This window comes from Streptomyces tailanensis, from assembly GCF_008386495.1.
In the GTDB taxonomy this organism is placed as follows: Bacteria; Actinomycetota; Actinomycetes; order Streptomycetales; family Streptomycetaceae; genus Streptomyces; species Streptomyces tailanensis.
The window spans coordinates 19292-39764 of record NZ_VTHJ01000019.1 but is presented as its reverse complement, the minus strand read 5'-3'; the positions used below and the strand labels follow the sequence as shown (position 1 = coordinate 39764).

At 70.2% G+C, this 20473-nt stretch carries 14 protein-coding genes; 8 read left to right on the top strand and 6 right to left on the bottom strand.

The window, feature by feature from the left end:
* Positions 1-242: 242 nt before the first annotated feature.
* From F3T56_RS17665 to F3T56_RS17645, 4 genes are all read right to left on the bottom strand, one after another.
* Positions 243-2300 (bottom strand): NAD(+) synthase, encoded by a 2058-nt coding sequence (locus F3T56_RS17665; RefSeq protein WP_149826134.1) that lies wholly within the window; start codon positions 2298-2300, stop codon positions 243-245.
* Positions 2297-2734, bottom strand: a complete 438-nt coding sequence (locus F3T56_RS17660) for an Lrp/AsnC family transcriptional regulator (protein WP_149826213.1) — start codon at positions 2732-2734, stop codon at positions 2297-2299. The genes F3T56_RS17665 and F3T56_RS17660 overlap by 4 nt, the downstream gene beginning before the upstream one ends.
* 75 nt (positions 2735-2809) lie before the next feature.
* Complete coding sequence (locus tag F3T56_RS17655; protein WP_149826133.1) at positions 2810-3886, bottom strand: LacI family DNA-binding transcriptional regulator; 1077 nt, start codon at positions 3884-3886, stop codon at positions 2810-2812.
* Positions 3887-4412: 526 nt separating this feature from the next.
* Positions 4413-5426, bottom strand: coding sequence for a hydroxyacid dehydrogenase (locus tag F3T56_RS17645; protein ID WP_172638995.1), 1014 nt, complete (start codon positions 5424-5426; stop codon positions 4413-4415).
* 433 nt (positions 5427-5859) lie between these two features.
* On the opposite strand from F3T56_RS17645, the gene F3T56_RS17640 reads away from it, so the two are divergent.
* The 7 genes from F3T56_RS17640 (at position 5860) to F3T56_RS17610 (ending at position 17231) form a co-directional block, all read left to right on the top strand.
* Positions 5860-7209, top strand: a complete 1350-nt coding sequence (locus F3T56_RS17640; RefSeq protein ID WP_149826132.1) for an extracellular solute-binding protein — start codon at positions 5860-5862, stop codon at positions 7207-7209.
* Complete coding sequence (locus F3T56_RS17635) at positions 7206-8204, top strand: carbohydrate ABC transporter permease (RefSeq protein ID WP_149826131.1); 999 nt, start codon at positions 7206-7208, stop codon at positions 8202-8204. The genes F3T56_RS17640 and F3T56_RS17635 overlap by 4 nt, the downstream gene beginning before the upstream one ends.
* Before the next feature lie 83 nt (positions 8205-8287).
* Positions 8288-9106 carry a carbohydrate ABC transporter permease gene (locus F3T56_RS17630; protein ID WP_246203678.1) on the top strand — a complete coding sequence of 273 codons (819 nt, stop codon included), beginning with the start codon at positions 8288-8290 and terminating at the stop codon, positions 9104-9106.
* Between the two features lie 48 nt (positions 9107-9154).
* On the top strand, positions 9155-10960 hold the full coding sequence (locus F3T56_RS17625) for an Ig domain-containing protein (protein WP_149826129.1): 1806 nt from the start codon (positions 9155-9157) through the stop codon (positions 10958-10960).
* A 15-nt stretch (positions 10961-10975) separates the two neighbouring features.
* Positions 10976-14308 (top strand): alginate lyase family protein, encoded by a 3333-nt coding sequence (locus tag F3T56_RS17620; RefSeq protein WP_149826128.1) that lies wholly within the window; start codon positions 10976-10978, stop codon positions 14306-14308.
* Between the two features lie 25 nt (positions 14309-14333).
* Positions 14334-15575, top strand: a complete 1242-nt coding sequence (locus F3T56_RS17615; protein WP_149826127.1) for an alginate lyase family protein — start codon at positions 14334-14336, stop codon at positions 15573-15575.
* A gap of 81 nt (positions 15576-15656) precedes the next feature.
* Positions 15657-17231 carry a carboxylesterase/lipase family protein gene (locus F3T56_RS17610; protein ID WP_149826126.1) on the top strand — a complete coding sequence of 525 codons (1575 nt, stop codon included), beginning with the start codon at positions 15657-15659 and terminating at the stop codon, positions 17229-17231.
* 365 nt (positions 17232-17596) lie between these two features.
* On the opposite strand, the gene F3T56_RS17600 is transcribed toward F3T56_RS17610, so the two are convergent.
* Positions 17597-18658: a LacI family DNA-binding transcriptional regulator gene (locus tag F3T56_RS17600; protein ID WP_149826125.1), complete on the bottom strand. Its 1062-nt coding sequence runs from the start codon at positions 18656-18658 to the stop codon at positions 17597-17599.
* Positions 18659-18854: 196 nt separating this feature from the next.
* Between F3T56_RS17600 and F3T56_RS46200 the strand changes: the two genes are divergently transcribed.
* On the top strand, positions 18855-19004 hold the full coding sequence (locus F3T56_RS46200; RefSeq protein WP_172638994.1) for a hypothetical protein: 150 nt from the start codon (positions 18855-18857) through the stop codon (positions 19002-19004).
* Between the two features lie 36 nt (positions 19005-19040).
* Here the strand turns inward: F3T56_RS46200 and mmuM are convergent, their stop codons facing one another.
* Entirely contained in the window at positions 19041-19973 is a 933-nt protein-coding gene (gene mmuM, locus F3T56_RS17595; RefSeq protein ID WP_149826124.1) for a homocysteine S-methyltransferase, read from the bottom strand.
* Positions 19974-20473: the final 500 nt, after the last annotated feature.

Here is a 20473-nt window from a genome sequence, read left to right as displayed (position 1 = left end):
CGTCCGCCGGAGGGCGGGCCGAGCGCCCGCCGCGGTAGCGGCTGATGTCCGCGTAGGTGCGTGCTCTGAGCGTGCCGGGCGAAAGCCCTCGTGGATGTACATGGGCTTTCGCCCGGTGCGGCGGTGGGGGCACCTCCCGCTCATGGGGGTCCCTCCCGCTCGAGCGAAGTCGAGAGTGGGGGAGAAGCCGAGAGTGGGGGAGCGTGCATGGCGTCGCTCGGCAGACGGGAATGTGACGACAGCTAGTCCCCAGCGCCAGCTACGTCCCACCGCGCCATGTCCCTCAGCCAAGCGTCCGCCGAGCTGTCCGACGGGGCGCGCCAGTCGCCCCTCGGTGACAGGGCGCCGCCGGCCAGGACCTTCGGACCGTTCGGCATGGCTGAGCGCTTGAACTGGGCGAAGCCGAAGAAACGGCGGCAGAAGGTGTCCAGCCAGTGCCAGATCTCCGGCAGGTCGTACGTCGTCCGCTCGGCCTCCGGGAACCCGGGCGGCCACGCGCCGGACTCCTGGTCCCGCCAGGCGTGCCAGGCCAGGAAGCCGATCTTCGACGGACGGAATCCGTGGCGCAGTACGTGGTACAGGGTGAAGTCGTGCAGCGCGTACGGGCCGATCTTGGACTCGGTGGACTGCAGCTCCTCGCCCGGTACGAGTTCCGGGCTGATCTCCGTGTCGAGGATCGCGGCCAGTGTGTCGTTGGTTTCTTGCTCGAACTGGGCGCTGCTGATGACCCAGCGGATGAGATGTTGGATGAGGGTCTTCGGGACGCCGGAATTGACGTTGTAGTGGCTCATCTGGTCGCCGACGCCGTACGTGCACCAGCCGAGCGCCAGCTCGGAGAGGTCACCGGTGCCGAGGACGATGCCGCCGCGCTGGTTGGCCAGGCGGAAGAGGTAGTCGGTGCGCAGGCCGGCCTGGACGTTCTCGAAGGTGACGTCGTACACCGGCTCACCGGACGAGAACGGGTGGCCCATCTCCTGGAGCATGAGCCGGGCCGTCGGCGTGATGTCCAGCTCGGCCGCCGTCACGCCGAGCGAGCGCATCAGCTTGTGGGCGTTGCCCTTGGTGTGCTCGCCGGTCGCGAAGCCGGGCAGGGTGAAGGCCAGGATGTCGCTGCGGGGGCGGCCCGCGCGGTCCATGGCCCGGGCCGCGACGATCAGGGCGTGGGTGGAGTCCAGGCCGCCCGAGACACCGATGACGATCTTCGGATTGCCGATCGCCCTCAGTCGCTGCTGGAGGGCCGCGACCTGGATGTTGTAGGCCTCGTAGCAGTCCTGGGCGAGGCGTGAGGGGTCGGCCGGTACGAAGGGGAAACGTTCCACCCTGCGGCGCAGGCCGAGGTCTGTCTTGGGTGGGTCGAGTCGGAACGACACCTCGCGGAAGTCGTTGGTGCGCGCGGCGTGGTTGCGGCGGTTGTCGTCGAACGTGCCCATGCGCGCGCGGGCCTGGCGCAGCAGGTCGAGGTCGATGTCGGCCACCGCGTACTGGTCGCCCTGCGCGAAGCGGTCGGTCTCGGCCAGGAGGACACCGTCCTCGTAGATCATGGTCTGGCCGTCCCAGGACAGGTCGGTGCTCGACTCGCCCAGTCCGGCCGCCGAGTAGACGTACGCGGCCAGACAGCGCGCGGACGCCGAGCGGCACAGCAGCCGCCGGTCCTCGGCCCGGCCGACCGTGATCGGGCTGCCCGAGAGGTTCACGAGGACCGTCGCCCCGGCCAGTGCCGCCTCCGTGCTCGGCGGCACCGGGACCCACATGTCCTCGCAGATCTCCGCGTGGAGGACGAGGCCTGGCACGTCCTCGGCGGCGAAGAGCAGGTTCGTGCCGAACGGTACGGTCGCGCCGCCGACCCGGATCGTCCCGCCGCGTTCGTCGTCGCCCGAGGCGATCTGGCGGCGCTCGTAGAACTCGCGGTAGTTCGGCACGTACGACTTGGGTGCTATGCCGAGGATCCGGCCGCGGTGCACGACCACCGCGCAGTTGTAGACGCGGTTGCGGTGGCGCAGCGGGGCGCCGACGACGAGGACCGTCAGCAGCTCCGCCGATCCGGCGACCACGGCCTGGAGCGCCTCCTCGACCTCGTCGAGCAGCGCGTCCTGGAGCAGCAGGTCCTCGATCGAGTAGCCGGACAGGCACATCTCGGGGAAGACGGCGACGGCGACCCCGTCCTGCGCGCACTGGCGCCCCTGCCGCAGGACCGCCTCCGCGTTGGCGGGCGGGTCGGCGATCGCCGCGTGGCCGGTGCACGCGGCGACCCGCGCGAAGCCGTGCTGATAGATCGACCTGAAGTCCGACCTGAAGTTCACGATGTGCTGACCGGCCTTTCGAAGAACGTCTCCAGTACCACGGTCGCACGGGTTCCGCTCACGCCGTCGATCGCGTAGAGCCGCCGCAGGACGTCCTGCAACTGCTCCGTGGTGGCCGTGCGCACCTTCACGAGGACCGAGGCGGTGCCCGCGATGACATGGGCTTCCTGAATCTCGGGGACGGCGGCGAAGGACTCGCTCGCGTCTCCCAGCCAGGCCGACGACTCGATCATCACGAACGCGAGGACGCCCCGCCCGAGAGCGGCCGGGTCGACATCCACGGTCGTGTGCCGGATGACACCGCGCTCACGGAGCTTCCGTACGCGGTCGTGCGCCGCGCCGGCCGACAGCCCGACCGCCCTGCCCAGTGCCGCGTAGGCCTGAGTGGCGTCCCGCTGAAGCTCCGCGAGCAACGCCCTGTCGATGTCGTCCACGATCCCGTTGACCGTACTCATGGCGTCACCATATACGGTTCGGGTGCAGCGTGATCGCTGCGAATAGGGTTCGGTCTATTGGGTCGGCGGGCGCACGGACTGGCGTACGACCACGTGCGTGCCGAGGACCAGATGGTCGGCGTCGCCGACGCGGCGGCGGCCGCTCTCCCGGCGGTCCGCGACAGCGCGCAGGGCGGCGCGGCCCATCTCCTCGTAGGGGACGTGGACGGTGGTGAGCTGCGGGGTGAGCTGGGAGGCGAGGGGGATGTCGTCGTAGCCGACGACGGAGACGTCCTCGGGGACGCGCAGGCCCGCCGCGCGCAGCGCCTGGGCGGCACCGGCGGCGACCACGTCCGTCCCCGCGAGGACCGCCGTGAACGCCGCCCCCTGCCGCAGGCTCTCCTCGACGGCGTCGTACCCGTGCCCGTAGTCGTACGGGCCGTGCCGCACCATGCCGGGATCGAACGGCACGCCGTACGCCTCGAAGGCCCGCTTGGCACCCTTCAACCGGCCCTGGGCGGTGGTGAGTTCGGCGTGGCCCGGCAGGACGAGGACGCGGCGGTGGCCGGCCGACAGCAGATGGCTCGCCATGGCGTAGGCGCCGCCCTCGTTGTCGTAGTCGACCGTGGTCGCCGGGACATCGCCCTCCAGCGGGGGCCGGCCCACCAGGACGAGGTGGGAGTCGGCGGCGTCCAGGGAGCGGGCGAAACGCGCCATCCGCAGCTGGTACTCGTCGTAGTCGTACGCGCCGCCGAGCAGTATCACCGCGGCCACGCCCTGCTGGCGCATCAGGTTCACCAGCGCGAGCTCCCGCTCCGGGTCGTCCCCGGTGGTGCCGACCAGGGTGAGCCAGCCGCGCAGCGACGCCGCGCTCTCGACGCCCTTGGCGACATGGGTGAAGGCCGCGCCGGTGATGTTGTTGATGAGGATGGCCACCGTCGGGGTGCCGCCGCCGGCCAGGGAGCGGGCGTGGGCGTTGGTGACGTAGTCCAAGTCCCGGACCACCTTCATCACCCGGCGGCGCAGCTCGTCGGAGACCGGGTAGTTGCCGGACAGAACGCGCGAGACGCTGGCGACCGAGACACCGGCCCGCTGCGCCACGTCCCGGATGGTGGCCCGGCCGGAGTCGCCCGACCCCTTGCGTTGACTCACCGTGCGGCTCCTTCGGCAGTGAGATTCCCCACCGGGCAGGGGACGAACACCGGGCCCGATGCCGGGCGCCGTAGCAGACCCGTCCCGTGGGTGAGGGAACCGTATCCCATTGTTTCCCGGCGTGTTTCCGGAAGGCGAGGGCGGCGGCGAGGAGGGTCCTGGCGGTGTTGCGCCGGGCGGACCAGGGGAGGGTCCTGGCGGTTGTGCGCCGGGCGGACCAGGGGAGGGTCCTGGCGGTTGTGCGCCGGGCGGACCAGGGGAGGGACGTGGCGGTTGCGCGCCGGGCGGACCAGGTGGTGCTCGGCTCTACGGCAGCCCGGGCCGCCGCGAAGCAGCCCACCGTCACCCCCGCGGCCAGGGGCGCCGCCCCAACCGCCCAGGTCAGCGGTGTGACCGCGCCCCCCGGCACTGCGGTGAGCAACGGCAACGGCGGCAGAAAGGTGGCGGCCGGAGTCGCCGTGGCCGCGGGCCCGCCGGTGTGCCCGGCGCCCGGGACGGACCCCGGGCCGAGTGCCGGGGGCGCGGTTCAGGCGACCCTCGCCAGGTCCGTGTGCTGTACCTGGTGGGCGGGCGGCAGGCCCGCGGCGAGGCGTTCGAGCTCTTCGACGACGGTACGGCCGAGACGCTCCAGCTCATTGCCGAGCGAGCCCGCGATGTGCGGGGTGAGGAAGACGTTCGGGAGGTGGTAGAGCGGGGATCCGGCGGGCAGCGGCTCGGGTTCGGTGACGTCCAGGATCGCGTTCAGCCGGCCGGAGAGCAGTTCGTCGGTGAGCGCCTCCGGATCGACCAGCGCGCCTCGGGAGGTGTTGATGAGGACGCCGCCGTCCCTGATCAGGGCGAGTCTGTCGCGGTCGAGCATGCGGTACGTCTCGGGGATGTCGGGGGCGTGCAGGCTGACGATGTCGCTGGTGCGCAACAGGTCGTCCAGCGTCATTGGTTGGGCACCTAGCGCGGCCGCACCCGCGGGGTCGACGTACGGGTCGTAGAGCGAGACGGCGAAGTCGAACGGGTGGAGCAGTTCCAGGAGCCGGCGGCCGACGCGCGAGGCCCCGATGACGCCCACCCGGCGGCCGACGTTGCCGATGGCCGCGGTCTCGGCAGGGGAGGGATAGGCGTGCGTCTGCCGGAAGCGCTCGCGGTGGTCGAAGGTCTCCTTGCCTGCCAGCAGGATCATCGCGAGCGTGTACTCGGCGACCGGCAGCGCGTTGCCGGCCACCGCGCTGGAGACGGAGACCCCGCCCTTCCACAGCGCCTCGCCGACCAGCGCGCGGACCGAGCCCGCGGCGTGCAGCACGGTGGTCAGCCGGGGCGCCGCCGCCAGGACGTCCGCGTCGAGGTGCGGGCAGCCCCAGCCGGTGATCAGCACCTCGGCCCCGGCCAACGCCGAGGCGACGGCGGGGTCGGCGAAGTCCCGTACGACGACCTCGGGGTCGATCTCGGCGACCTGCCGCAGCCGCGCCATGAGCGACGGTGGGAACAGCAGGGGGAGGTGCACCGGATCCATGGCGAACACGGCTCGCGGCGACTGGGCGCTGGGCATGACTCTCCTGGGTGCGATGGCGGTGACGGTGGTGACTGGAAATGACAGGTGCGACGGGGGACAGGGCGCGCCGTGGAGGCTGCGGGAGCGAGCGGCGCGGGAACAGTTTCAGAAAACGTCTTCTACCGTAAGTCGAGGGCCGGGGCCGGTCAATGACCGTGATCGACGCCGTGTGTGGTCACCCCGTGTGGTGAGGGGCCTCCATGGCCGTGGATCGGCGCGCTTGGGTCGTAATCGGTTACCCGGAGAACCAGAAACCGGTTCCTCGCCCCTCGTGCTCCAGTCCTGCTCAGAGCAGCTCACCCCCACACCCCGGATGTTACGCCGAGTTTTCGAAAATTGGCCGAGACCCTTGACGTAGTTTCCGGACAGGAACAAGCTCTGCCCCGTTCCCCCTATAGAAACCGGTTGTTGCGCTGAGGGAGAGGCGTCTATGCACACCCCTGCCGGTGCTCCCCCGAGCCGCCGCCGTTTCCTCGCCCTCGCCGCGGGTGGCGCCGCGAGCGGTGCCGCGGCGCTGAGCGGGTGCGCACTCCAGGTGTCCAGCGGCGTGAGCGGGCCGGGCGAGACCGTCACGCTGATGGTCAAACCCGAGGACATCTCCCCGGAGCAGATCAAGCAGGCCCAGAAGGACATCGGCGTCAAGATCGTCACGGTGAAGCACGACATCACCAAGCTGATCGCGATGCTGACCAGCGGAAATCCACCGGACCTGGTACGCGGTGTGGGTGCCGTGGACGCCCCGTTCTTCGCGGCCCGGGACGTGGCCGAGGAGCTGGACCCGTACTTCGCCAAGAGCAGCGTCCTGAAGGTCGACGACCTCGATCCGGTCAACGACCTGTGGCGCTACGACGGCCGGACGCAGGGCAAGGGCCCGCGCTACGGCATGGCGAAGGACTTCTCCCAGGACTCGATGTACTGGTACAACACCACGCACTTCGACGAGGCCGGCATCGACTACCCGCCGGAGACCGAGCCGGTCACGTATGAGCAATGGCTGGAGAGCGCGAAACGGCTCACCCAGCGCAAGAACGGCCAGACCATCGTCTTCGGCGGCAGCTACAACGGCCTGTACGAGGTCACCAACCTGTCAGGCCTGACGGCGGCCGCCGGAGGCACCCTCTTCAACGACGACTTCACCCGGGTCGACTTCACCGCCCCCGAGGCCCGCAAGGCGCTCGGCTGGTACATCGAGTACGGCCGGACCAGGGTCGGGCCGAGCATCATCCAGCCCGACCCCAACACCTGGGACGGGCCCACCTACCAGGCGGGCCGGATCGCGATGTCCAACAGCGGCTACTGGCTCGGCGGCCTGATCAACGCCGACGAGAAGCTGGCGAAGGTGTCCCGTCTCGCCCCCGCCCCGATGTTCGAGGGCGGCCGCCGGGTCAGCTCCTGCCAGGGCGGCACCGGCATGTGGATGCCGAGGAAGGCACGGAACAAGGACGCCGCCTGGCGGGTCTTCGAGTGGTTCTTCGGCGAGGCACCCGCCAAGGAGCGCGCGGGCGGCGGCTGGGGCATCCCGAGCCTGAAGTCCCTGCGCCCGCTGATGCCGGCCGAGAAGGACTACCAGCGACAGGTGCTGAAGGTGCAGGAGGCCGAGCTGGAGCACTTCTCGGTGATCTCCTTCAGCCCCTACATCACGGGGGACGGTTTCAAGGCCCTCTTCAACCAGGTCGCGCCCGCGGCGATGAAGGGCGAGATCTCCGTCGACACCCTCGCGAGGCGCCTGAACTCGATCATCAACGAGCAGCTGGCGCGCGGTAAGGAGCAGGTGGGATGACCGTCGAGCAGATCTCCACCGTCGCGGACCGCGCCAAGGAGGCCACGGCCTCCGGCAGGGCACCGGCCGACGGCCGGCCGCGCACCTCCATGACCACGCGCAGGCACCGGGCGTTCTACATGTTCACCTCGCCCTGGATCATCGGCTTCCTGCTGCTGACCATCGTGCCGATGGTGTACGCGCTGTGGCTCAGCTTCACCACGTACGACGGCATCTCGCCGCACTGGCGGTTCATCGGCCTCGACAACTACAGCGAACTGCTGGCCGACCCGGTGACCTGGGATTCCCTGGGCCGGACGGGACTGTTCGCGGTGACCTCGGTGCCGCTGTCGATCATCGCGGGGCTCGGGCTCGCCGTCCTCGTGAACCGGCCGCTCAAGGCCCGGGGTCTGTTCCGGACCCTGCTCTATCTGCCGGCCGTGGTGCCGCCGGTGGGTGCCGGTATCGCCTTCAAGATGATGTTCGACCAGAACTCCGGTGCCGCCAACGGGGTGCTGAACATCTTCGGCATCGACGCCCTCGGCTGGCTCGCGGATCCCTACGCCCGCTATGTGCTGCTGATGACGGTGCTGTGGGGCGCCGGCAACATCATGATCATCTCGCTGGCCGGGCTCCAGGACGTGCCCCGTGAACTCCACGAGGCGGCCACGATCGACGGGGCGAGCGCCTGGCGGACGTTCCGCAGCATCACGGTGCCGCTGCTGTCGCCGGTGCTCCTCTTCCAGACGGTGACCGGGGTGATCGCCTCGGTGCAGACGATCATGCCGCTGCTGCTGGCCGCCGAGGCCACCACGGCCGGCGTCACCGCCATCCCGCAGTCCAACTACATGTACATGATGCATGTGTTCGCCGAGTACTTCGCGCTCGGCCGCTACGGCTACGCCTCCGCGCTGCTGTGGGTGCTCTTCGTCCTGATCCTCATCGTCACCGGACTCATCTTCAGGTTCACGTCCGGAGTGGTGTTCTACAACGTCGACCCGGAGGCGAAGAAGTGACCGTCACCAGCAGCAACGTCACCTCCGTCAGCCGCACGTCGACCGGCGGCGGCCGGTCGGCCGGGTCCCCGCCCCGTGTACGGCTGCGCACCGGCCGACTCGTCCTCTACACCGTGCTCGTCGTCATCACGGGACTGTTCCTCGGCCCGTTCGGCTGGCTGTTCCTCACCGGCCTGAAGACCTCCGCCGAGACGGCCGCGGCCCCGGTGCACTGGCTGCCCACGGACTTCCAGTGGCACAACTTCGCGGACGCCTTCAATCTGATCGACTTCCTCGGCTACGCCCGCAACTCCCTCATCATCGCCTTCATCTACGCCACCCTGGTCACCCTCAGCTCCGCCTGGGTCGGCTACGGCTTCGCCCGTCTCGACGCGCCCGGCAAGAAGACGCTGTTCGGTGTCCTGCTCGGCTCGATGATGCTGCCCCAGATGATCACGCTGCTGCCGACCTATCTGATCTTCGCCAAGCTCGGCATGGTCGACACCTACTGGCCCTGGGTGCTGTGGGGGCTGGCGGCGGCGCCGTATCTCGTCTTCCTCTTCCGGCAGTTCTTCGCCGGACTGCCGCGTGAGCTGGAGGAGGCCGCCATCGTCGACGGCTGCGGTTACGCCACGATCTTCTGGCGGATCTTCCTGCCGCAGTCCTGGCCGGTGCTGTCCGCGAGCTTCGTGATCGCCTTCACCTGGACCTGGGGCGACTACATCGCCCCCCAACTCCTGCTGTCCACGGAACGTTCCACCCTCGCCGTCGCCGTGATGTCCACCTACGTCACCACCGCAGGGACACCCGTCACCAACCTCCAGGCCGCCGCCTCGGTGATGTACGTCGTCCCCATCCTGCTGATCTTCCTCGTCGCCCAGCGCGGCTTCGTCGCCGGTATGTCCACCTCCGGGCTCAAGTAATCCGCCGGTGATCCCCCGCAACTTCCTTTGCCTGTAAGGAGTTTCCTCATGAACGACACCCAGGGCACCGGCCTGTCCCGGCGCACCGTTCTCCAGGCCGCGGGCGCCACCGCCGCCGCGTACTCCCTCATCGGCATGGCCGCCGGCACCGCGAGCGCGGAGGACGACGACAGACCGGAGGCCGCCGACCGGCTGGTCATCTATCCCATCCCGACCGGGCTGCCGCTGAACACCAGCTTCTCCGTCAAGGCTCGCAAGCCCGGCGGCGAATGGCAGACGGTCCCTGTGGTGCGCGCCCGGACGAAGACCATCAACGAGAAGACCGGCGCCGGCGTCGTCCGCAGCTCCTCCGTCGCCGGCCTGGACTTCACCGGCACCGTGGAGGTCGCGGTCACCTCCTCCAAGGGCACCATCCCCTCAGCGCGGATCCGCCCCCTGTCGTACGACATCGCCCATGAGGTGAGCGGCGACACCATCACCTTCAGCCTCACCGAGCCGCGCAACCTCTCCATCGAGATCGGTGACGCCGACGGCGGCGCGTTCGACATCTACGACAACCTGCAGCTGCACGCCAACCCGATCGAGACGACGCGGCCGGAGGAGGGCGACCCCGACGTCATCTACTTCGGTCCGGGCATTCACACCGTTCCGAACAACGTGGTGATGGTGCCCAGCGGGAAGACGGTGTACCTGGCCGGTGGCGCGGTGCTCAAGGCTCGCGTGGAGTTCAGCAAGGTGGAGAACGCCCGACTGCTCGGCCGGGGCATCATCTACGACTCCGACGCCGCCACCCTGGTGGCCTTCTCCAAGAACATCGAGATCGACGGCATCATCGCCCTCAATCCGAAGACCGGCTACTCCTGCACCATCGGCCAGTCGAAGCAGGTCACCGTCCGCAACCTGCACTCCTACAGCTTCGGCCAGTGGGGCGACGGCATCGATGTGTTCAGCAGCGAGGACGTCCTGATCGAGGGCGTCTGGATGCGCAACAGCGACGACTGCATCGCCATCTACGCCCACCGCTGGGACTACTACGGCGACTGCCGCAACGTCACCGTCCGCGACTCCACCCTCTGGGCCGACGTCGCCCACCCGGTGAACATGGGCACCCACGGCAACCCCGAGAAGCCCGAGGTCATCGAGAACATCGTCTTCAGCAACATCGACGTCCTCCAGCACCGCGAGCCGCAGGTCCTCTACCAGGGCTGCTTCGCCCTCAACCCCGGTGACAAGAACCTCATCCGGGGCGTCCGCATCCAGGACGTCCGGCTGGAGAACTTCACCTGGGGCCAGATCGTCAATATGCGGGTCATGGCCAACCGGTACAACGCCGCGCCCGGCCGGGGCATCGAGGACGTCTACGTCCGCAACCTCACATACAACGGCGACAAGGCCGAGATGGCGGTCGTCGTCGGCTACGACGCGGACCGCCCGATCAAGAACCTCACCTTCCAGAACCTGGCGATCAACGGCACGGTCATCGCCGACACCATGAAGGAGAAGCCCCGCTGGTACCTGACGCCGGACCAGGTACCGATGTTCGTCAACGAGCATGTGCAGAACCTGCGCTTCCTGAAGGACTCCGAGGCCGCCGCCACGGTCGCCCCCGAGATCACCAGCGCCGGCGAGGCCACCGCCATCAAGAAGCAGGTCTTCAACCACCTCGTCACCGCCACCGCGCTGCCCACGTCGTTCGGCGCCGAGGGGCTGCCGGACGGCCTGGAGGTCGACGGGAAGACCGGTCTGATCTCCGGAATCCCGAAGGTTCCCGGCACCTACACCGTCACCGTCTCCGCCACGAACACCGTGGGCACGGCGACCAAGTCCCTCACGCTCACCGTGCAGCACCCGTAAGACCAGGAGACACCCATGCTTCACCTCAACCGACGGTCGTTCCTCGGCGCGACGGGACTCACGGCCATGGCCGGGGCCGGACTGCTGTCCGCCTCCGCCACTGCCGCCTGGGCCCGGACCGCCACCGAAGCGGCCTTCACCTTCAGACACCCCGGCCTCCTGCACTCCCGGGACGACCTGGACCGGATGAAGGCCGCGGTCGCCGCCAAGGAGTCCCCGGTCCACGACGGCTACCTGGCGTTCTCCGCCCACGCCCGGTCGAAGTCGACGTACACGATCCAGAACACCGGCCAGATCACCTCCTGGGGACGGGGCCCCACCAACTTCCAGAACCAGGCCGTCGCCGACTCGGCCGCCGCCTACCAGAACGCCCTCATGTGGTGCGTCACCGGCGACCGCGCCCACGCCGACAAGGCCCGCGACATCCTCAAGGTCTGGGCCAGGTCGCTCACCGCGATCACCGGCGCCGACGGCCCGCTCGGCGCCGGACTCCAGGCGTTCAAGTTCGTCAACGCCGCCGAACTGCTGCGGCACACCGGCTACGACGGCTGGACTCAGGCCGACATCGCGCGCTGCGAGCGGTCGTTCCTGAATGTCTGGTATCCGGCCGTGTCCGGCTACATGCTCTACGCCAACGGCAACTGGGACCTGACGTCCATTCAGACCATCCTCGCCATAGGTGTGTTCTGCGAGGAGCCCACCCTCTTCGAGGACGCCCTCCGGTTCGTCGCCGCGAGCGCGGGCAACGGCAGCGTCCGCGGCCGCATCGTCACCGCCGCGGGCCAGGGCCAGGAGAGCGGCCGCGACCAGGGCCACGAGCAGCTCGCCATCGGCCTGATGGGCGACGCCGCGCAGGTCGCCTGGAACCAGGGCGTCGACCTGTGGGGCTTCGACGACAACCGCATCCTCGCCAACGCCGAGTACGCGGCCCGCTACAACCTCGGCGACGACGGCGTCCCCTTCACACCCGACCTGGACCGCACCGGCAAGTACATCAAGACCACCGTCTCCGCCCGGGCCCGCGGCAACCTGCCGCCGATCTACGAGATGTACTACGCCCACTACGCCGGCGTACGCGGCCTCGACACCCCGTACACCAAGGCCGCCGTCTTCCGCGGCACGGGCGGTGTCCGCGTCGTCGAGGGCAGCAACGACGACCTGCCCAGCTTCGGCACCTTCACCTACGCCGGGACCAAGGGGCCCTCGTCGACCGAGCCCGCCGCACCGGCCGGTGTCACGGCGGTGGGGGAGGACAAGGCCGTCACCGTCGGCTGGCTGCCGTCCGCCTGGGCGAGCGAGTACACCGTCCAGCGGGCCACCAGCCCCGAGGGCCCCTACGAGCGCATCGCCTCCGGGCTCGACAAGCCGACGTACACCGACAGCGACGTACGCACGGGGCGGACCTACTACTACAAGGTCATCGCCGCCAACTCACGTGGAAAGAGCGACAGTTCGGGATGGGGGGCGGCCACTGCCGGCCTTCCCGAGCCCTGGGCCACCCAGGACGTCGGGGATGTCGGGCGCGCGGGCTCCGCGGTCTTCGACGGCGAGCGGTTCGTGCTGGAGGCGGGGGGTACCGCGGACACGTACCGGGTGGCACATCTGCCGCTGCACGGCGACGGCACCGTCACCGCGCGCATCGTGTTCCCGCTCAGCTCGCAGTACTCCAAGATCGGCGTCACCCTGCGCGAATCCCTCGACGCGGACACCGCGCACGCCTCCATGCTGATCCAGGGCCTGCCACTGCACACCTGGAGCGGTGTGTGGAACGTACGCCCGACGGCCGGGGCGTCCGTCTCCGCCACCGGCAGCACCCCCGTGCCGCCCACCCAGCAGCAGGCCATCACCAGCAAAGCGTCCTTCCCGATCTCCGACCTCGGGACGCTGCCCGAGTCGGCGACCCCACTGGAGGCGCCGTACGTCGAGGGCGCGGGCGACGGCTACCGGCTGCGCATGCCGTACTGGGTGCGCGTCACCCGCAGGGGCCGGCGCTGCACCGGAGCCATCTCCCCGGACGGCGTCCACTGGACCGAAGTCGGCTCCACGGAAGTGGAGTTGGGGCGCACCGCCTACGCGGGACTCGCGCTCACCTCCTGCCTGGGCGTCGACGAGGAGTACGCCGAGACCGGCACCGGCGCTTTCGACAACGTCACCGTGGTGTCGTCCGCCCTCGGCGAGGTGTGGAGCACGCCGCGCCCCGGGTACACCGCCACCGACCTGAGTGCGACCGCCGGTGCCGACGCCGTAGAGCTGGCCTGGACCGATCCAGACCTCTCGGCCCGGTACAAGGTGCTGAGGGCCACCGACGCGGACGGCCCCTACGTGACCATCGCGAACGGCGTCGCACCGGTCGGGTTCGGCACCCGCATCCGGTACGCGGACGCCACGGGAACGCCCGGCACGACGTACCACTACGCCGTCGCCAAGTCGTCCGGCGGCGGACGTGGGCCGCTGTCCCGGCCCGCCGCAGCCGAGATGCCGACCCCGTCGGTGCCCGAACTCACCTCCACCTCCGCCGTGTTCGCGAACAAGGGCGTCGCCCTCCGGCACCTGCTGCGGGCCACGCACGAGCCCGTACGGTTCACCGCCGACGGGCTGCCCGACGGCCTGCGCCTCGACAGGCGCACCGGCGTCGTCTCCGGAACCCCCACCGGTACCGGCGAGTTCACCGTCACCACCACCGCGGGCAACGCCGCCGGTGAAACGACGGGCACCTTGAAGATCACGGTCGGCACACCGCCGCCCGCCCCCTGGACGTACGGCGACCTCGGCGACGTGGTCCTCGACGAGCGGGAGTTCGGCACCTTCGGTGTGGTGACCGTCCGTACCCCCGGCAGCACGGCCTACGAGGACGGGACCTTCGTCGTCCGCGGTGCCGGGACCGATCTGACCGTCAACAACCAGGGAATGACAGGGCAGTTCGTACGCCGGCTCGTCACCGGTGACTGCGAGATCACCGCCCGGCTCGACTCCCGCGAGGGCGCGAGCGGCGACCGGGTCGGACTGCTGATGGCCAAGTCCCTGTCGCCGTTCGACCAGGCGGCCGGGGCGATCGTCACCGGCGGGACCGCCGCCCAGCACATGCTCCGTACGACCGTGGCCGGACGGTCGGCCTTCACGGGCAACGCCACGGTCACCACCCCCTGCCTGCTGCGGCTGAAGCGCACCGGGACCGCCTTCACCGCAGCGGTGTCCACGGACGGCGGCGTCACCTTCACCCCCCTCGCCGAGGGAGAGATCCCCGGCTTCGGTGACGCCCCCTACTACGTGGGCCTCGTGGTCTGCTCCCGCAGTCCGCTGGCCCACAGCACCACGCGATTCAGCGAGGTGAGCGTCACCCCCATGTAGATCCTCCAAGGATTGGAGACGCACCATGAGCCGCACGTCCCCCCACACCACGCACGGAGACGACGGCGAGTTGAGCCGCCGCGGTCTGCTCCGGACCGCCGGCGGTCTCACCGCCGCCCTCGCCCTCGGGAGCGCCTTCGCCGCCTCCACGGCGGAGGCCGCCCCCGCGACCTTCACCCACCCGGGCATGCTGCACGCCTACGGCGAACTCAACCGCGCCAAGGTCCGCGTCGCCGCCGGCGACAACCCGTGGCTGTCCGGCTGGAACCGCCTGACCGCCAACGGCCACTCCGCGAGCACCTGGACACCCAGGCCGCAGGCCACGATCATCCGCGGCGGCACGGGCGAGAACTACACCATCCTGTACAACGACATCCACGCCGCCTACCAGAACGCCCTGCGCTGGCAGATCGCCGGGACCAGGGCGAACGGTGACGCGGCCGTCAGGATCCTCAACGCCTGGTCGTCCACCCTCACCAGCGTCACGGGCAACGCCGACCGCTTCCTGGCCGCCGGGATCTACGGCTACCAGTTCGCCAACGCCGCCGAACTCATGCGCGGCTACAGCGGGTTCGACATCGAGCGGTTCAAGAGGATGATGCTCAACGTCTTCTACCCGCTCAACAACCAGTTCCTGAACAACCACAACGACGCCTGCATCACCAACTACTGGGCCAACTGGGACCTGTGCAACATGAACTCGATCCTCGCGATCGGGATCCTGTGCGACGACGGCGCCAAGTACGACCAGGCCGTCAACTACTTCAAGAACGGCGCGGGCAACGGCGCCATCCGCAAGGCGATCCCGTTCGTGTACGACAGCCAGGGCCTCGCCCAGTGGCAGGAGTCGGGCCGCGACCAGGGGCACACCATGATGGGCATGGGCCAGATGGGTGCCTTCTGCGAGATGGCCTGGTCGCAGGGCGAGGACCTCTACGGCTACGACAGCAACCGGTTCATGAAGGCCGCCCAGTACGTCGCCAAGTACAACCTGGGCGAGGACGTGCCCTTCACGACGTACACCTGGGGCACCGGCCAGAACTGCGCCCAGCGGACCCACACGGTGATCTCCTCCGCGAGCCGCGGCCAGATCAGGCCCGTGTGGGACATCCTGCACTACCACTACGCACGGCGACGGGGCCTGTCCGTCCCGTACATCACCCGCATGGCCGAACGCGTCCGACCCGAGGGCGGCGGCGGAGACCACGGCTCCACCAGCGGCGGCTTCGACCAGACGGGCTTCGGCACCTTGATGTACGCCAAATAGCCGGGGTAGCCGGAATAGCCGGAAGGGATGTGGTGCTCTGGTGTGACCGACGTTCACGCGTGGGTGTGAGGAGCTGCGCATATGACGGCAGACCGGCAGGGCCCCGTGGTCAGGACGCCGTACGGAGACGTACGCGGCAGCTACGAGGACGGAGACGGGTACCGGATCGCGGTGTTCCGCGGCATCCCGTACGCGGCTCCGCCCTTCGGTCCCCGCCGGTTCCGGCCGCCGGAGCCGCCTGAGCCCTGGGCGGGGGTGCGGGACGCCGTCGCGTTCGGGCCGACGCCGCCGAAACCGCCGTACTCGGAGGCGTTCGCCCGCTATCTGTCGGACCCCGTCGTGCCGGGTGACGACTGCCTCAACCTCAACGTGTGGACACCGGAGCCGGGCCGACGGGCCCGGCTCCCCGTCATGGTCTGGATCCACGGCGGCGCGCTGACCCGCGGCTCGTCGGCGGTCCCGGTGTACGACGGCAGCCGCTTCGCACGCGACGGAGTGGTGCTGGTGTCGATCAACTACCGGCTGGGTGTGGAGGGGTACGGCCTTTTCCCGGACGCCCTGCCCAACAACGGACTCCGCGACCAGCTGGCCGCGCTGGAGTGGGTGCGGAAGTCGATCGCCGAGTTCGGCGGCGACCCCGACCGGGTCACCGTCTTCGGCCAGTCGGCGGGTGCCATCAGCATCGGCGCCCTGCTGGCTGTCCCGCGCGCACGCGGCCTGTTCCGCCGTGCCGTCCTGCAGAGCGGGCCGCCGGAAGCCCTGGACCGCGACAAGGTGCGTCGCATGGTGCGCCGGATGGCCACCCGCCTGAAGGTCCCGGCCACCGCCGAGGCCTTCGCCGCCGTGGACCGTTCCGCGCTGGCCGAGGCACAGGCCGAGGCCGGCCGCCTCAGCAGCCCCGTACTGGGCGGCCCCGCCTTCGGCATCGTCGTCGACGGCGACCTGCTGCCGTACGACCCCCTGGAGGCCCTGGTCGAGCACGGCATGGCCCGGAACATCGACCTCCTCATGGGCTGGACCACCGACGAGCACCGCCTCTGGCTGGTCCCCGGCGGCCTCCTCGACCGCGTCGACCGCCTGGGCACGGTGGCCCTGGCCGGCGCCCGCGCCCGCTGCCACTGCGGCCCCGACGTGCCCCGCGGCTACCGCGAACTCCACCCCGACAAGGGCACCGCCGACCTCGTCGGCCAACTCGTCACCGACCACCTCCTCCGCATTCCCCTGCACCGCGTCGCCGACGCCCGCCTCGGCCAAGCCCCCTCCTACGTCTACGAGTTCGCCTGGCCCTCCCACCTCCCCGCCCTCGGCTCCTGCCACGCCCTGGAGCTCGGCTTCGTCTTCGACACCGGCGACACCTCCGCCGCCGTGAAACTCGCCGGCGAGGACACCCCACACGCCCTGGCCACGGCCATGCACGACGCATGGGTGCGCTTCGCGACGCACGGCGACCCCGGCTGGGCACCCTGGGACGCCACCCATCCGGTCCGCGTCTTCGACGCCCCGGACGAGGAGGAGGTCGTCCACGGCCCATACGACCGCGAACTGGCCATCTGGGACGCAGACGGCAGAAGACCCCGCAGACCCCAGGGCTCCGGCGCCTTCATCACCTCCGGCGGAACACCGCGCGGGACCCTGCGCCGCTTCCGCCGCACCTAGGGGGTGTTGTGAAAGTCCCGCACAGCACCCGCGGCGCCCGGCACGCACCCTCGCCGCACCGGCCAAAGACCCAAGTAGCTCCTCCCCCAGTCTCAACTTCGTTCGACCGGGGGCACCCCCATCGAGGGCCTTCGTCTGGCACGCCGAGGGCACGCACCGGACACCGCGGGCACCGCACAGGACTTTCACAACACCCCCTAGTAGCTCCGGCCCTGCGGGCTGAGGGGCGCGGGGCTGTCACATGTGCGGCTCCGCCGCGATGGGGGTCCCCCTGCTCGAGCGAAGCCGAGAGTGGGGGAGCGACCAGCCACGACGAACCCGCAGCCGGCAGCGAACCTCACCCGGCAGACGAGTCCCCACAGCCCCTACGACCCCACAGCCCCCACAGAATCCCGCACCACCACATGCGTCCCCAGCAAAAGATGCTCGTCGGACGACGACCCCCGCTCCCGCCCCAGAGCGGTCCGCACCGCCAGCCGCCCCAGCTCCTCGTACGGCACATGCGCGGTGGTGAGCGCCGGATGCAGATCCCGGGCGAAGGGGATGTCGTCGTACCCGACCAGCGATACGTCCCCCGGCACCGTCAACCCCGCCTCGTGCAGTGCGGTCAGCGCGCCGGCGGCGACCATGTCGGTGGCCGCCATCACCGCCGTGAACTCCAGCCGCGCCGCCAACGCCTCCCGCATCAGCCGGTATCCGGAGTCGCGCGTGAAGTCGCCGGTCAGCCGCAGGGTGGGATCCGTCTCGACGCCCCGCGCGCGATGCGCGGCCAGATAACCCCGCTCGCGGCCCTGCGCGGTGGTGTGGTCCGGCTTGCCGCCGAGGAACAGGATCCGTTGGTGGCCCTGGGACAGGACATGGGCGCACAGGGCGTAGGCGCCGCCCTCGTTGTCGTACTCGATGACCGTGACCGGCGCGCCGGGGTCCAGCGGCGGCCGTCCGCACAGAACGAGCCGTGAACCGGCGGCGGCGAGGGCGTCGGCGACATGGGCGGTGCGCGCGCGGTAATCGGGGGTGTCGGCGCCGCCGCCGACCAGGATCACGGCGGCGGCCCGTTGCGCCCGCATCGTCTCGACGAAGTCCAGCTCGTGCTGGGCGTCGCCGTCGGTGCTGCACACCAGGCAGAGATGGCCGAGCCGGGTCGCCTCCCGTTCCACGCCGTGCGCCATGAGCGCGAAGGAGGGGCCGGTGATGTCGTCGAGGACGAATCCGAGGGTGGGTGTGCCGACGCCCGCGATCGCCTTGGCTCGGGCGTCGGCGACGTAGTCGAGGTCGCGGACCGCCCGCATGACGCGCGTACGGGTCGTCGTGCTCACCGGGTAGACGCCGCCGAGCACGCGCGACACCGTCGCCGCCGAGACCCCGGCGCGTGCCGCCACGTCCCGGATCGTGCTGCGGCTCCCGTTGTCGGCGCTCTTCCTCGTCATGGCCCGCCCTCGTCCAGCAACCGGTTTCCCCACACCGGAGGCTAGCAGCGGACCTGCGCTTTTCGCCCCCGCCGCCCGCACCCAGTTGTCTCGGCGGAGACGGTTTCAGGCACCCGATCGCGGAGTGCCAGGGGAAGGCGGGGCACCGGGAACCGCGTGGGTCACGTCCGACATCCGGTCGGAGACGGGACATGGCGTGCTCGTCCAGGGGACCGGCGCCGAGACGATCCTGGCCACAGCCGCGGCCATCGGTGTCGAGGTGTTCGAACGCGCCGAACCGGTCGCGAGCCTGGAGGAGGAGTTCTGCCGACTCCTCGACGACACGGCTCCGGGACGTGCCCGGTGAGCCTTGACTCCCGTCCGAACTGTCACTTCAACACTGTCATTTCAACGTCGTCGCGATCGCCGAGATCGCCTCCGGCCCGACCCGGCAGCACCCGCCGATCAGCCGGGCGCCGGCCGCCCGCCACCCCTCCACCTGTTCGGCGGTGAAGGTCGAACGACCGGTCCACGCCCGGGCGGACGCGTCCCAGGCCTCCCCGCTGTTCGGGTACACGACGACCGGCTTGCCGGTGACGCGGGCGGCCGTGGCGACCGCGTGGTCCGCGTCCTCGGGGGAGCAGCAGTTCACCCCGACGGCGATGACCTCCTCCGCCTCGGCCGCCAGGGCGAAGGCCTCCTCCAGCGGTTGCCCGGCGCGCGTGCGGTCCCCGGCGACGGAGTACGACAGCCAGACCGGCACCCCCAGCCCCCGCACCGCACGCAGCAGCGCCTCGGCCTCGTCGGTGTCCGGGATCGTCTCCAGAGCCAAGGCGTCCGGCCCGGCGGCGGCCAGCACTTCGAGGCGGGGGCGGTGGAAGGCCTCCAACTCGGCCACGCTCAGCCCGTACCGCCCCCGGTACTCGGAACCGTCCGCGAGCATCGCGCCGTACGGCCCGACCGAGGCCGCCACGTACAGGGGGCGCGTGATGCCCTTCGCCCACGCCTGCTCGGTCGCGTCCAGGGCCAACTCGACGCTCAGGGCGAGCAGTTCGGCCGCCTTCTCGCGCTTGATGCGACGCTTCGCGAAGCCCTCGAAGGTGGCCTGGTAGCTGGAGGTGATGGCCACGTTCGCGCCCGCCAGATAGTAGGCGAGATGCGCTTCGGTGATCGCCTCCGGCTGCTCCGCCAGCAGCCGTGCCGACCAGAGTTCGTCGCTCAGATCGTGCCCGGCGGATTCGAGCTGGTTGGACATGCCGCCGTCGAGGACGAGCGTCCCGGCGGCGAGGGCGTCGGCGAGGGTTTCCATGGGGGCGGGGGGCGTGTTGCTGGTCATGTCATGACGCTAAGCGACCCCGGGGAAGTCCAGGAACAGAACACCCCCACGCTGCTCGGCATACACTCTCACCGAACGACGCGGGAACGCACCCGCACTTTCCCGAGGCCGCTTAGCTGCCGCGGTCGTCGGCTACGCCGACGTGCTGATACCGTCCCTGAAAACTGAGCAGGAACGAACCCTGTCAGCCGCAACGCCCCGAACGGTCTTGGGCGTACTGGTCCCCGGCGTACTCGACCCCGTGGCGGCGACACGCATCCTGTGCGTGGTCCGGGCCCGGGAGGCCGGTTCCCTGTGCGACCTGGCCAAGTGGGTACGGCCAGAGGCGACGGGGAGGCCCTGAATCATCACTCCGGTGACGCGGGGGCCCCGCACGCTGACACCGTGCCCGGCGTCCCAGATCGCACGAGCACGTTAACCCGGTCGGCCCAGGGCGCCGCAAGTCCGCGACCGGACCATCACACGATCGAGTTAACCCGACCTCGTGCACGCTCCCCGGT

Excerpts from the sequence above, each read along its gene's own strand:
- F3T56_RS17645 (WP_172638995.1), bottom strand. The coding sequence starts at position 5,426 with ATGCCCAGCGCCCAGTCGCCGCGAGCCGTGTTCGCCATGGATCCGGTG.
- F3T56_RS17640 (WP_149826132.1), top strand. The coding sequence starts at position 5,860 with ATGCACACCCCTGCCGGTGCTCCCCCGAGCCGCCGCCGTTTCCTCGCC.
- F3T56_RS17635 (WP_149826131.1), top strand. The coding sequence starts at position 7,206 with ATGACCGTCGAGCAGATCTCCACCGTCGCGGACCGCGCCAAGGAGGCC.
- F3T56_RS17625 (WP_149826129.1), top strand. The coding sequence starts at position 9,155 with ATGAACGACACCCAGGGCACCGGCCTGTCCCGGCGCACCGTTCTCCAG.
- F3T56_RS17620 (WP_149826128.1), top strand. The coding sequence starts at position 10,976 with ATGCTTCACCTCAACCGACGGTCGTTCCTCGGCGCGACGGGACTCACG.
- F3T56_RS17615 (WP_149826127.1), top strand. The coding sequence starts at position 14,334 with ATGAGCCGCACGTCCCCCCACACCACGCACGGAGACGACGGCGAGTTG.
- F3T56_RS17610 (WP_149826126.1), top strand. The coding sequence starts at position 15,657 with ATGACGGCAGACCGGCAGGGCCCCGTGGTCAGGACGCCGTACGGAGAC.
- F3T56_RS17600 (WP_149826125.1), bottom strand. The coding sequence starts at position 18,658 with ATGACGAGGAAGAGCGCCGACAACGGGAGCCGCAGCACGATCCGGGAC.
- mmuM (WP_149826124.1), bottom strand. The coding sequence starts at position 19,973 with ATGACCAGCAACACGCCCCCCGCCCCCATGGAAACCCTCGCCGACGCC.